This is a genomic window from Kosakonia sp. S42 (assembly GCF_016624785.1).
In the GTDB taxonomy this organism is placed as follows: domain Bacteria; phylum Pseudomonadota; class Gammaproteobacteria; order Enterobacterales; family Enterobacteriaceae; genus Kosakonia; species Kosakonia cowanii.
In genome coordinates, this window is record NZ_JACVTW010000003.1 from 310,325 (window position 1) to 322,555 (window position 12,231).

The 12,231-nt window shown below is 54.8% G+C and carries 11 protein-coding genes; 7 read left to right on the forward strand and 4 right to left on the reverse strand.

Annotated features, from left to right (window positions below; all coding sequences use genetic code 11):
* The first annotated feature begins 14 nt into the window (after positions 1 to 14).
* Positions 15 to 1,172, forward strand: coding sequence for a DNA-binding transcriptional regulator CdaR (gene cdaR, locus IAE50_RS07040; RefSeq protein ID WP_023480257.1), 1,158 nt, complete (start codon positions 15 to 17; stop codon positions 1,170 to 1,172).
* Positions 1,173 to 1,390: 218 nt separating this feature from the next.
* On the opposite strand, the gene IAE50_RS07045 is transcribed toward cdaR, so the two are convergent.
* From IAE50_RS07045 to map, 4 genes are all read right to left on the reverse strand, one after another.
* Positions 1,391 to 1,780 carry a DUF3461 family protein gene (locus IAE50_RS07045; protein ID WP_023480393.1) on the reverse strand — a complete coding sequence of 130 codons (390 nt, stop codon included), beginning with the start codon at positions 1,778 to 1,780 and terminating at the stop codon, positions 1,391 to 1,393.
* A 121-nt stretch (positions 1,781 to 1,901) separates the two neighbouring features.
* Positions 1,902 to 2,726 carry a 2,3,4,5-tetrahydropyridine-2,6-dicarboxylate N-succinyltransferase gene (dapD, locus tag IAE50_RS07050; RefSeq protein ID WP_023480482.1) on the reverse strand — a complete coding sequence of 275 codons (825 nt, stop codon included), beginning with the start codon at positions 2,724 to 2,726 and terminating at the stop codon, positions 1,902 to 1,904.
* A 34-nt stretch (positions 2,727 to 2,760) separates the two neighbouring features.
* Positions 2,761 to 5,436 carry a bifunctional uridylyltransferase/uridylyl-removing protein GlnD gene (gene glnD / locus IAE50_RS07055; protein ID WP_042716715.1) on the reverse strand — a complete coding sequence of 892 codons (2,676 nt, stop codon included), beginning with the start codon at positions 5,434 to 5,436 and terminating at the stop codon, positions 2,761 to 2,763.
* Between the two features lie 153 nt (positions 5,437 to 5,589).
* Entirely contained in the window at positions 5,590 to 6,381 is a 792-nt protein-coding gene (gene map, locus IAE50_RS07060) for a type I methionyl aminopeptidase (protein WP_200579906.1), read from the reverse strand.
* Positions 6,382 to 6,690: 309 nt separating this feature from the next.
* On the opposite strand from map, the gene rpsB reads away from it, so the two are divergent.
* The 6 genes from rpsB to ispU all read left to right on the forward strand — a co-directional run bounded on the left by rpsB (position 6,691) and on the right by ispU (position 12,226).
* Positions 6,691 to 7,416, forward strand: a complete 726-nt coding sequence (gene rpsB / locus IAE50_RS07065; RefSeq protein ID WP_023480483.1) for a 30S ribosomal protein S2 — start codon at positions 6,691 to 6,693, stop codon at positions 7,414 to 7,416.
* A 140-nt stretch (positions 7,417 to 7,556) separates the two neighbouring features.
* Positions 7,557 to 8,408 (forward strand): translation elongation factor Ts, encoded by an 852-nt coding sequence (gene tsf, locus IAE50_RS07070; protein ID WP_023480457.1) that lies wholly within the window; start codon positions 7,557 to 7,559, stop codon positions 8,406 to 8,408.
* A gap of 145 nt (positions 8,409 to 8,553) precedes the next feature.
* The gene (gene pyrH, locus IAE50_RS07075) at positions 8,554 to 9,279 is read left to right on the forward strand and encodes a UMP kinase (RefSeq protein ID WP_094419393.1); all 726 of its coding nucleotides are present in this window, start codon (positions 8,554 to 8,556) and stop codon (positions 9,277 to 9,279) included.
* A 150-nt stretch (positions 9,280 to 9,429) separates the two neighbouring features.
* Positions 9,430 to 9,987 carry a ribosome recycling factor gene (frr, locus tag IAE50_RS07080; RefSeq protein ID WP_023480286.1) on the forward strand — a complete coding sequence of 186 codons (558 nt, stop codon included), beginning with the start codon at positions 9,430 to 9,432 and terminating at the stop codon, positions 9,985 to 9,987.
* Between the two features lie 97 nt (positions 9,988 to 10,084).
* Positions 10,085 to 11,281: a 1-deoxy-D-xylulose-5-phosphate reductoisomerase gene (gene ispC, locus IAE50_RS07085; RefSeq protein ID WP_023480337.1), complete on the forward strand. Its 1,197-nt coding sequence runs from the start codon at positions 10,085 to 10,087 to the stop codon at positions 11,279 to 11,281.
* A 186-nt stretch (positions 11,282 to 11,467) separates the two neighbouring features.
* On the forward strand, positions 11,468 to 12,226 hold the full coding sequence (gene ispU, locus IAE50_RS07090; protein ID WP_023480217.1) for a (2E,6E)-farnesyl-diphosphate-specific ditrans,polycis-undecaprenyl-diphosphate synthase: 759 nt from the start codon (positions 11,468 to 11,470) through the stop codon (positions 12,224 to 12,226).
* Positions 12,227 to 12,231: the final 5 nt, after the last annotated feature.

The following is a 12,231-nucleotide window of genomic DNA, read 5'->3' on the forward strand; positions in this document are numbered from 1 at the left end:
CCGGGGAGGGTTACATGGCTGGCTGGCATCTTGATACCAAAATGGCACAGGATATCGTGGCGCGTACCATGCGTATCATCGATACAAACATCAACGTGATGGATGCGCGCGGGCGGATTATTGGTAGCGGCGATCGCGAGCGCATTGGTGAATTGCACGAAGGCGCGCTGCTGGTGCTTTCACAGGGGCGCGTGGTCGATATCGACGATGCGGTGGCGCGCCATCTGCATGGCGTGCGCCAGGGCATCAACCTGCCACTGCGCCTCGAAGGGGAGATTGTCGGCGTTATCGGCCTGACCGGTGAACCCGAAACGTTACGTAAATATGGCGAGCTGGTCTGTATGACGGCGGAGATGATGCTGGAGCAGTCCCGGCTGATGCATCTGCTGGCGCAGGATAGCCGCCTGCGTGAAGAGCTGGTGATGAACCTGATTCAGGCAGAAGAGCACACGCCAGCGCTGACCGAATGGGCGCAGCGTTTAGGTATCGATCTTAATCAGCCGCGCGTGGTGGCGGTGGTGGAGGTTGATAGCGGGCAGCTGGGCGTCGACAGCGCAATGGCGGAACTTCAGCAGCTACAAAACGCCCTCACCACGCCGGAGCGCAATAATCTTATCGCCATCGTCTCCCTGACCGAAATGGTGGTGCTAAAGCCGGCGCTGAACCCGTTTGGCCGCTGGGATGCAGAAGATCACCGCAAGCGGGTTGAGCAGCTGATTACGCGGATGAAAGAGAATGGGCAACTGCGTTTTCGCGTCGCGCTGGGCAACTACTTTACCGGGCCTGGCAGCATTGCGCGCTCCTACCGCACGGCGCGTACCACCATGATGGTAGGCAAACAGCGGATGCCGGAGAGCCGCAGCTACTTCTATCAGGATTTGATGCTGCCGGTGCTGCTCGACAGCCTGCGCGGCGGCTGGCAGGCCAACGAGCTGGCGCGCCCGTTAACGCGGCTGAAGGCGATGGATAATAATGGTTTGCTGCGCCGCACGCTGACGGCGTGGTTTCGGCACAATGTGCAGCCGCTGGCGACGTCGAAGGCGCTGTTTATCCACCGTAATACGCTGGAGTATCGCCTGAATCGTATCTCGGAGCTGACCGGGCTGGACCTGGGGAATTTTGACGACAGGCTGCTGCTCTATGTGGCGTTGCAGCTGGATGAGCAGCATTGATGGCGGTTTTTGTGCCGGTTTGATATGGGTGAGCGCTTATCTGGCCTACGCGATCGTGCCGGTTTGATACAGGTGAGGCGCTTATTTAGCCTGGGCGCTGCTTTTTTGCCGGATGGCGCTGCGCTTATCCGGCCTACGCGATCGTGCCGGTTTGGGATGGATCAGTAACGGGGCAAAGTCGCCATCAGGCTTAACAGGCCAGATGGCGGTGATAAAACTTATTTCCCGCGCGTCAACTTCTCAAGATCCGATTCGATTTCACTGATCTTGTTGGTCACAACGCTTTCGAGATGGCGCAGATCGTCAAGGATCTTACGCTTCAAATCCACTTCAGTGCGATCGCGCTGGCAGATCTGATCCAGTTCATCAATCACGTAACGCAGGTTAGGGCTGATCTCCTGCACCTCTTTATAACCCTGGCCTACGCCATCGGCGACCACGGTTTTGCGCTGACGCGGATATTTGAACTTGACGCTCTTGGCGAAGAACTCGCCCCGGTCTTTATGAAAATAGATTTTAAGGATGTCGTTATTCGCTTCCTGGCGGAGGCTATAGCGATCGATTTCATCGGGATTGGTAATGCCTAAACTTTTAAGATTGTCGTACATAGCGGACCCTTAAGCTCAACATAACCTATGAATAATTAACGAAAAAATCTATTTTCGCCACTGACGTATGCAAAAAAGGCGGGCTATATCACCCTCTCCCGCACGGGGAGAGGGAAAAGGCTTAGTCGATGGTGCGCAGCAGTTCGTTGATGCCGACTTTGCCGCGGGTTTTCGCATCCACTTTTTTCACGATAACCGCACAGTAGAGGCTGTATTTACCATCTTTCGACGGCAGGTTGCCGGACACCACCACTGAGCCTGCCGGTACGCGGCCATAATGCACTTCGCCCGTTTCGCGGTCGTAAATACGGGTGCTTTGACCAATATAAACACCCATCGAGATAACCGAACCCTCTTCAACGATCACGCCTTCAACCACTTCGGAGCGCGCGCCGATGAAACAGTTATCTTCAATAATAGTCGGATTTGCCTGCAGTGGTTCCAGTACGCCGCCGATACCTACGCCGCCGGAGAGGTGAACGTTTTTACCGATCTGCGCGCAGGAGCCGACGGTTGCCCACGTATCTACCATTGAGCCTTCATCAACGTAAGCGCCGATGTTGACATAGGAAGGCATCAATACCGTGTTACGAGCGATATAGGCGCCCTGACGCACTGCCGCAGGCGGCACTACGCGGAAACCCTCTTTCTGGAAACGCGCTTCGTCGTAATCAGCGAACTTCATCGGCACTTTATCGAAGTAGCGGCTCTCCGCACCGTCGATAACCTGGTTATCGTTAATGCGGAAAGAGAGCAGAACCGCTTTTTTCAGCCACTGGTGGGTGACCCACTGACCGTCGATTTTTTCTGCCACACGCAGCGCGCCGGAGTCAAGCAGGGCGATAACCTGGTTGACAGCTTCACGGGTCACGGTATCGACATTGGCCGGGGTGATTTCTGCGCGGCGCTCGAAAGCGGCTTCAATAACGTTCTGTAACTGCTGCATTGTTAAACTCTTTCCATCTTGTGTAAAAAAATAATCACCCTTTATCGTTTGGATTGAGGGCCTCTGTCAACCGTTGTTGTACCTCCTTTTGCAGCGCATTATTAAGGCCACGCCGGTCAGCGGTAGCGATTATGAATAAATCTTCTACTCGCTCGCCAATGGTTGTAATTCTTGCGCCGTGCAGCGAAATTCCAAGGTCGGCAAAAATCTGCCCGACCCGCGCCAGCAGCCCTGGCTGGTCAAGCGCAATCAACTCCAGGAACGATTTTCTGTCCGTATGGGTCGGCAGGAAATTCACTTCGGTATCGACGGTAAAGTGGCGCAACTTGGCCGGTTGACGACGCGGCTGCGGCGGCTGCCAGGTATGCTGGGTGATCGCCTGCTTCAACCCGAAACAGATTGCCTCGTGGCGATCGGCAGAGAGCGGGCTGCCGTCCGGCTCCAGCACAATAAAGGTGTCCATCGCCATGCCGTCGCGGGTGGTAAAGACCTGCGCGTCATGGACGCTGAGATTGCGGCGATCCAGCTCGGCGCAGACGGCGGCAAAGAGATAGGGGCGATCCGGGCTCCAGATAAAGATCTCGGTTCCGCCGCGCGTCGCCTGCGGGCTTAACAGGATCAGCGGCTTGGTCAGATCGTGTTGCAGCAGATGCCGCGCGTGCCAGGCGAGCTGGTTTGGGCTGTGGCGAACAAAGTAGTTGGCGCGACAGCGCGCCCAAATCTGGTGCAGCCGCTCCTCATTAATATTGTCCATGCGCAGCAGCGCCAGCGCCTGCAACTGGTGGTGACGCACGCGCTCGCGCATATCCGGCGTGTTCTGCATCCCGCGGCGCAGCTGTTTTTCCGTCGCAAAGTAGAGTTCGCGCAACAGGCTCTGCTTCCAGCTGTTCCACAACGTTTCGTTGGTCGCGCAGATATCCGCCACCGTCAGGCAGACCAGGAAGCGCAGGCGATTCTCCGTTTGCACCTCTTCGGCAAACTGCTTAATCACTTCCGGGTCCTGAATATCACGGCGCTGCGCGGTGACCGACATCAGCAGATGGTGGCGCACCAGCCAGGCGACCAGCTGCGTTTCCCGCGAGTTCAGGCCGTGAAGCTCAGCGAACTTCAGCACATCCTGCGCCCCCAGCACCGAGTGGTCGCCGCCGCGCCCTTTGGCGATATCGTGAAATAGCGCCGCAATCAGAATCAGCTCCGGGTGCGTCAGGCGCGGCCAGAGTTCCACGCAGAGCGGGTGCTTGCTGCGCGTCTCCTCTTTGGCAAAACTCTCCAGCTTCAGCAAAACGCGAATGGTGTGCTCATCGACGGTATAGGCGTGAAAAAGGTCGAACTGCATCTGGCCGACAATATGCGACCACTGCGGCATATAGGCCCACAGCACGCTGTGGCGATGCATTGGCAATAATCCACGGCTCACCGCGCCCGGATGGCGCAGCATGCTGAGGAAGATGGTGCGCGCTTCCGGAATGTAGCAGAGCGGCTGGGTTAAATGGCGGCGCGCATGGCGCAAGTGACGCAGGGTGGTGGAGTAGATGCCGGTAATGGCGCTGTTACGCACCATAATCGCGAACATGCGTAAAATCGCCTGCGGCTCGCGGATAAACAGCGTCTCATCGCGCAGATCGATAAGCGTGCCGCGCAGCTGGAACTCGTCATCGATCGGGCGCGGTTTTTCGTCTGGCGTCAGGGCCAGAATCGCTTCGTCGAAGAGTTGCAACAGCATATGGTTGAGTTCCGACACGCGGCGCGTGACGCGGAAGAAATCCTTCATCATATGCTCAACGGGCTGATTGCCGTCGCCGACATAGTTGAGACGCTGCGCCACGCTGAGCTGGCGGTCGAATAGCAGACGGTTATCGTAGCGCGTCACTTCCAGATGCAGGGCGAAGCGAATGCGCCATAGCAGATGCAGGCACTCATTCAGTTCGTTGCGTTCCGCTTCGGTCAGAAAGCCGAAGCCGACCATCTCATTAAGCGAGGTGGCACCAAAATGGCGGCGCGCGACCCACTGCAGGGTGTGAATATCGCGCAGGCCGCCGGGGCTGCTTTTAATATCGGGCTCGAGGTTATAACTGGTACCGTGATAGCGCTGATGGCGCTCGTTCTGCTCCACCACTTTCGCCGGGAAGAAGGTCTCCGACGGCCAGAAATTGTCGCTGAAGATATGTTTTTGCAGTTCCAGAAATAGCGCGACATCGCCGACCAGCAGGCGTGATTCGATAAGGTTGGTGGCGACAGTAAGATCCGATAACCCCTCCTGCAGGCACTCATCCAGCGTGCGCACGCTATGACCCACCTCCAGCTTCACATCCCACAGCAGGGTCAGCAGTTCGCCGATCTTTTGCGCCTGCTCATCCGGCAGCTTATTGCGGCTGAGGATCAGCAGATCGATATCGGATAAGGGATGCAGTTCGCCGCGGCCATAGCCGCCAACGGCCACCAGCGCGGTATCGCCTGCATCGCCAAAGCCATATTGCAGCCACAAGCGCTGCAACAGCTGATCGATAAATTCGGTGCGCGCCTCAATTAACTGCTCGGCCGAGATCCCGGCGTCAAACACCTGCCCCAGCCACTGCTGAAAAGCATCGATGCGCGCTTTGATGGTGGCGCAGTGCAGCTCCTCTGCGGGCCACACTCCGGGATGTTCAGGCTGGCCGGGAAGGGTGGGCTGAACGCTGCTGACAAATTGTTCGGAAGAGATATTGCTCATGATTAGCCACCCAGTTGGCGTGCGGATCCACTGCAAAACAAAGTAAAAGAGATGGATGGAAATGAAAAGTCGTTTATATGTATGACCCGGCCGGGAAGCGGGCAAAAAAAACGGCCCGCGAAGCGGACCGTTATGGCTGGCAGAGAGGCGCTATCAGGCGGCGGTCAGCACAGCCTCGATGGTGTCATCTTTACGCAGCGTGAGAATTTCACAGCCGGTTTCAGTGACAACAATCGTGTGCTCATACTGCGCAGAGAGGCTGCGATCTTTGGTTTTCACCGTCCAGCCATCTTTCATGGTACGAATGCGGTAATCACCGGCATTTACCATCGGCTCGATGGTAAAGGTCATGCCCGCTTTCAGCACTACGCCGCCGTCATCAGCATCGTAATGCAGCACCTGCGGCTCTTCGTGGAAGCCGCGACCAATGCCGTGACCGCAATATTCGCGCACCACGGAGAAGCCTTCGCCTTCAACATATTTCTGGATAGCTGCACCGAGCGTGCGCAGACGAATACCCGGTTTTACCATGCGCAGTGCCAGGTAGAGGCTATCCTGGGTAACGCGGCAGAGGCGCTCGCCAAGAATGGTCGGTTTACCGACGATAAACATCTTTGAGGTGTCGCCGTGATACTCATCTTTAATGACGGTGACGTCGATATTGACCACATCGCCATCTTTCAGCAGTTTTTCGTCATCCGGGATGCCGTGGCAAACTACTTCATTAATTGAGATACAGACCGATTTCGGGAAGCCGTGGTAGCCCAGGCAGGCCGAAACGGCGTGTTGCTCATTAACGATGTAATCGTTACAGATGCGGTCCAGTTCGCCGGTGCTGACGCCGGGTTTAATGTGCGATTCGATCATTTCAAGCACTTCGGCGGCGAGACGGCCGGCAACGCGCATTTTTTCAATTTCTTCGGGTGTTTTAATAGAGATAGCCATGAGAAGCGTCCATCAGTGTCGATTTTTTCGACTATACCAGGAGTAGTGTTGTCAATGGTAACAGTCGGGCAAGCGTTGTGCCAAATTGAGAATCGTTAACAGCACGCTGCGGTAACAACTATTGGTGTCCTGCTCGCTTTTGTGATATAAAGCGCGCCGGACTTCCGTTCCTGTTTTGGAATGGGAGCCACAAATCTCACTTTGTGTAATAACACACACGTATCGGCACATATTCCGGGGTGCCCTTCGGGGTCGGTAATATGGGATACGTGGAGGCATAACCCCAACTTTTATATAGAGGTTTTAATCATGGCAACTGTTTCCATGCGCGACATGCTCAAGGCTGGTGTTCACTTTGGTCACCAGACCCGTTACTGGAACCCGAAAATGAAGCCTTTCATCTTCGGCGCGCGTAACAAAGTTCACATCATCAACCTTGAGAAGACTGTACCGATGTTCAACGAAGCCCTGGCTGAGCTGAACAAGATCTCTGCTCGTAAAGGCAAGATCCTGATCGTTGGTACTAAACGCGCTGCAAGCGAAGCGGTGAAAGAAGCAGCTCAGAATTGCGATCAGTTCTTCGTGAACCATCGCTGGCTGGGCGGCATGCTGACTAACTGGAAAACCGTTCGTCAGTCCATCAAACGTCTGAAAGACCTGGAAACTCAGTCTCAGGACGGCACCTTCGACAAGCTGACCAAGAAAGAAGCGCTGATGCGCACTCGTGAGCTGGACAAGCTGGAAAACAGCCTGGGCGGTATCAAAGACATGGGCGGCCTGCCGGACGCACTGTTTGTTATCGATGCTGACCACGAGCACATCGCAATCAAAGAAGCAAACAACCTGGGTATCCCGGTATTTGCTATCGTTGATACCAACTCCGATCCGGACGGCGTTGACTTCGTTATCCCGGGTAACGACGATGCAATCCGTGCTGTTAGCCTGTACCTGAATGCCGTTGCTGCTACCGTTCGTGAAGGCCGTTCTTCTGATCTGGCTACTCAGGCGGAAGAAAGCTTCGTAGAAGCTGAGTAATAAGGCACGCTCGCTGAGCCCCTTATTGAGCAGGTAGTACCGAGTTTGGTTAGGGGGCCTGTTTATGGCCCCCTTTTTCACTTTCAAGCCTGTTTGGTTCCTGGAACCGGGCAGGTCATATCTCTCCCGAGGATTAAAGAATGGCTGAAATTACCGCATCCCTGGTAAAAGAGCTGCGTGAACGTACTGGCGCAGGCATGATGGACTGTAAAAAAGCGCTGACCGAAGCAAGCGGCGACATCGAGCTGGCAATCGAGAACATGCGTAAGTCCGGTGCGATCAAAGCGGCGAAAAAAGCGGGCAACGTTGCTGCTGACGGCGTGATCATCACCAAAATCGACGGCACCTACGGCATCATTCTGGAAGTTAACTGCCAGACTGACTTCGTTGCTAAAGATGCTGGTTTCCAGGCATTTGCTAACAAAGTTCTGGACGCTGCTGTTGCTGGCAAAATCACCGACGTTGAAGTTCTGAAAACGCAGTTCGAAGAAGAGCGCGTTGCACTGGTTGCTAAAATCGGTGAGAACATCAACATCCGTCGCGTCTCTTCTCTGGAAGGCGAAGTTCTGGGCTCTTACCAGCACGGCGCGCGTATCGGTGTTCTGGTTGCGGCGAAAGGCGCCGATCAGGAGCTGGTTAAGCAGCTGGCTATGCACGTTGCTGCAAGCAAGCCGGAATTCGTTAAGCCGGAAGACGTGTCTGCTGAAGTGGTTGAGAAAGAGTACCAGGTTCAGCTGGACATCGCCATGCAGTCTGGCAAGCCGAAAGAGATCGCAGAGAAAATGGTTGAAGGCCGCATGAAGAAATTCACCGGCGAAGTTTCTCTGACCGGCCAGCCTTTCGTTATGGACCCGAGCAAAACCGTTGGCCAGCTGCTGAAAGAGCACAACGCTGACGTGACTGGCTTCATCCGCTTCGAAGTGGGCGAAGGCATCGAGAAAGTTGAGACTGACTTCGCAGCAGAAGTTGCTGCCATGTCCAAGCAGTCTTAATCAATAAAAGGAGCCGCCTGAGGGCGGCTTCTTTTTATGTCCTTCATCTGAAAAACAGCCAGCACACTAGTGTTAGCGCTGACAGGCGACGTATCATAGCGCCAGATTAAACCCGTCTAATTGTTCACAGTCTCAGGAAAGAAACATGGCTACCAATGCAAAACCCATCTACAAACGCATTCTGCTTAAGCTGAGTGGCGAGGCGCTTCAGGGCTCTGAAGGTTTCGGTATCGACGCAAGCATTCTTGACCGTATGGCGCAGGAAATTAAAGAACTGGTTGAACTGGGTATTCAGGTTGGCGTAGTCATTGGCGGGGGTAACCTGTTCCGTGGTGCGGGCCTGGCGAAAGCGGGGATGAACCGTGTTGTGGGCGATCACATGGGTATGCTGGCAACAGTGATGAACGGCCTGGCAATGCGTGATGCTCTGCATCGTGCCTATGTGAACGCGCGCCTGATGTCCGCATTCCCGTTAAACGGCGTGTGTGACAACTACAGCTGGGCTGAAGCAATCAGCCTGCTGCGTAATAACCGCGTAGTGATTTTCAGCGCCGGTACCGGTAACCCGTTCTTCACCACCGACTCCGCAGCCTGCCTGCGCGGTATCGAAATCGAAGCCGATGTGGTGCTGAAAGCGACCAAAGTGGACGGCGTCTATACCGCCGATCCGGTGCTGGATCCTACCGCAACCCTCTGCGAGCGCCTCTCCTATACTGAAGTGCTTGAGAAAGAGCTGAAAGTGATGGATCTGGCCGCCTTTACCCTGGCCCGCGACCATAAATTACCGATTCGCGTGTTCAATATGAACAAACCAGGCGCGCTGCGCCGCGTGGTAATGGGCGAAAAAGAGGGCACATTGATTACGGAATAATTCCCGTAAGCAATAAATAAAGGTAAGATTCCGCTTTAATTTATCCAGCAGAACGTTCCGGCATCTTTACGATGCCATCATGGGAACAAGGCTATACTTAGCACAACCGCCGTATGGCCTGTCTGCGACAAGATTTCAAGGATCCGTAACGTGATTAGCGATATCAGAAAAGATGCTGAAGTACGCATGGAAAAATGCGTAGAATCCTTCAAAACCCAAATCAGCAAAGTCCGTACCGGCCGCGCTTCTCCGAGCCTGCTGGACGGCATCGTTGTGGAATATTACGGTACGCCGACGCCGCTGCGTCAGCTGGCCAGCGTAACGGTAGAAGACTCCCGTACTCTTAAAATCAACGTCTTCGATCGCTCGATGAGCCCGGCCGTTGAAAAAGCGATCCTCACCTCCGATCTGGGTCTGAACCCAAGCTCTGCGGGCAGCGATATTCGCGTTCCGCTGCCGGCACTGACCGAAGAGCGCCGTAAAGATCTGATCAAAGTGGTGCGCGGTGAAGCTGAGCAGGCCCGTGTTGCCGTGCGCAACGTGCGCCGTGATGCTAACGATAAAGTGAAAGCACTGCTGAAAGACAAAGAGATCAGCGAAGATGATGACCGCCGTTCTCAGGATGACGTGCAGAAGCTGACCGACGCTGCGATCAAGAAAGTTGACGCGGCGCTGGCGGACAAAGAAGCGGAACTGATGCAGTTCTGATTCGATACAAACCGACTAAAACGCCGTCCAGAGAGCCGTGCAAGCGGCTTGCTGACGGCGTTTTTGCTTTCCCCCCTTGCAACGTTGCGAGCGTTTCATGAAGCATTTAACTCTTCTGGGCTCAACGGGTTCCATAGGTTGCAGCACGCTTGCTGTGGTTCGTCATAATCCCGATCGTTTCACCGTCACCGCGCTGGTCGCGGGAAAAAATGTCGCGCGCATGGTGGAGCAGTGCCTCGAATTCTCTCCGCGCTATGCGGTGATGGATGACGCTGACAGCGCGCAGCAGCTACAGCGCACCCTGAGCGAGCATGGCAGCCGTACGGAAGTGCTGAGCGGCCAGCAGGCCGCCTGTGAGATGGCGGCGCTTGATGAGGTCGATCAGGTGATGGCCGCTATCGTCGGCGCGGCCGGATTATTGCCAACGCTTGCCGCTATTCGTGCCGGTAAAAGCGTACTGCTTGCCAATAAAGAGTCGCTTGTTACCTGTGGCCGCCTGTTTATGGAGGCGGTGAAAGAGAGCAGGGCGCAGCTGCTGCCGGTCGACAGCGAGCATAATGCGATTTTTCAGAGTTTGCCGGAACCAATCCAGCATAACCTGGGGTACGCTGATCTCGAACAGAATGGCGTATCGTCTATTCTGCTTACCGGGTCTGGTGGCCCATTCCGGGAGACGCCGATGGCGGATCTGGCGCTAATGACGCCGGATCAGGCTTGTCGCCATCCGAACTGGTCGATGGGGCGTAAAATCTCCGTTGATTCCGCCACCATGATGAATAAAGGTCTGGAATACATTGAAGCACGCTGGTTATTTAATGCCGCTGCCCGCCAGATGGAAGTGCTGATTCACCCGCAATCGGTGATCCACTCCATGGTGCGTTATCAGGATGGCAGTGTGTTGGCGCAGTTGGGTGAACCGGATATGCGAACACCCATCGCACACACGATGGCCTGGCCGGAGCGTGTGTCGTCAGGTGTCAACGCCCTTGATTTCTGCAAGCTGAGCGCATTGACTTTTGCCGCCCCCGATTTCGATCGTTATCCCTGTCTGAAGCTGGCGATTGACGCCTCCAGCGAGGGTCAGGCGGCGACAACCGCGCTAAATGCAGCGAATGAAGTGGCCGTTTCGGCTTTCCTGGCATCCGCTATTCGTTTCACTGATATTGCCGCTCTCAATCTCTCTGTGCTGGAACAGATGGATTTACGTGAACCGCAGAGTATTGATGACGTTCTGGCCGTCGATGTACTGGCACGAGAGATTGCGCAAAAACAAGTGATGCGCTTCGCAAGCTAGTGATAATGCTGTCCGGAGTGACGGTGCTATTTGTTAGCGTAGGGCTTCAGTGATATAGTCTGCGCCACAAAATTGCCGCTTTTTATTATGGCGAATTGTGTAAGCCGTGGTTTGCGCGGCTTTTTTGTGTGAAGGCTTTTGTATTCCTGAGTACCGCTAAATCCTTTTCAGGGACTAAAACGCGTTATGTTGTCTGCTAACCAACCGATAAGCGAAAATTTGCCAACGCATGGCTGCCGCCATGTAGCGATAATTATGGATGGCAATGGTCGCTGGGCAAAAAGGCAGGGGAAACTCCGTGCCTTTGGACACAGAGCGGGAGCGAAATCCGTTCGCCGCGCAGTCTCTTTTGCCGCCAACAATGGTATCGACGCGCTGACGCTGTATGCTTTTAGTAGCGAAAACTGGAACCGTCCGGCGCAGGAAGTGAGCGCGCTGATGGAACTGTTTGTGTGGGCGCTGGATAGCGAAGTGAAAAGCCTGCACCGCCATAATGTTCGTTTACGCATTATTGGCGATACCAGCCGGTTTAATGCGCGTTTGCAGGAGCGAATCCGCAAAGCGGAAGCGTTAACCGCCCAGAACAGCGGGCTAACGTTAAATATCGCCGCCAACTACGGTGGGCGTTGGGATATCGTTCAGGGAGTTCGGCATTTAGCTGAGCAAGTGCAGGAAGGGCTGTTGCGCCCGGACGAAATAGATGAAGAGACGCTGAACAAGCAAGTCTGCATGCATGAGCTGGCTCCCGTTGATTTAGTGATTAGGACGGGCGGCGAACATCGCATAAGTAATTTTTTACTTTGGCAAATTGCCTATGCCGAACTTTACTTTACTGATGTTCTTTGGCCTGATTTTGATGAACAAGACTTTGAAGGTGCGCTGAATGCCTTTGCTAATCGAGAGCGTCGTTTCGGTGGTACCGAGCCTGGTGGCGACAAAGCCTGATGGGG